Below are 649 nucleotides of genomic sequence, written 5' to 3' on the forward strand. Positions count from 1 at the left end.
GGAGGTGACAAAATGATCACAATAACCATTCTAAAAAATCCATTTAACCATAACGGAAAAGAAGTCCACACCAGCGAGCATGTTCCCGGCAAAACAGCCTATGAATATATTCAGCCCTACCTCCTGGGACTGGACAACTATGTAGTCAGCGTTAACGGCAGTGCTGCGGCTGACGCGACAGAGCTGGTTATGGATAACAACGACTGGATTGCTGTCTGTCCGGTCGTCGGCAACTCCAAATGGGGTAAATTTTTTGCTACGCTGTTAGTAGGAGGACTCATCGGGAATTGGATTGGCGGCCTAATGAAGGGGTCTTTTTTGTCCGGTTTGTCCGGCGCGGCTTCTTCTATCGGAAGCATGATCGGGGGAGCCCTGATCAACCACTGGTTCCCGTCCCCTAAGCCTGACATTCCCGATATGGATCCATCGTACAGCTGGAACAACACTCAGTCCCTGGCAGGTCAGGGCAACGCCCTGGCCGTCACCTACGGCGTCATGCGGACAGCCGGCCAGATTCTGGCGCAGCATGTCTCAAGCAAAGGCGAAGAGCAATACCTCAATATCCTGCTGTGCGGCGGTGAAGGGCCGATTGACAGTATCAGCGATATTCGGATCAATGGAAATCCGATTGCCTACTACAAAGGCACAG

1 protein-coding gene is annotated in these 649 nt (G+C 52.1%); it reads left to right on the forward strand.

Annotated elements, in window-relative coordinates; genetic code table 11:
- Positions 1 to 12 precede the first annotated feature (12 nt).
- The coding region (locus ALO_RS15855) for a tail assembly protein (protein WP_040293642.1) at positions 13 to 649 on the forward strand (637 nt) is incomplete at its 3' end.

Source organism: Acetonema longum DSM 6540 (genome assembly GCF_000219125.1).
In the GTDB taxonomy this organism is placed as follows: Bacteria; Bacillota; Negativicutes; order Sporomusales; family Acetonemataceae; genus Acetonema; species Acetonema longum.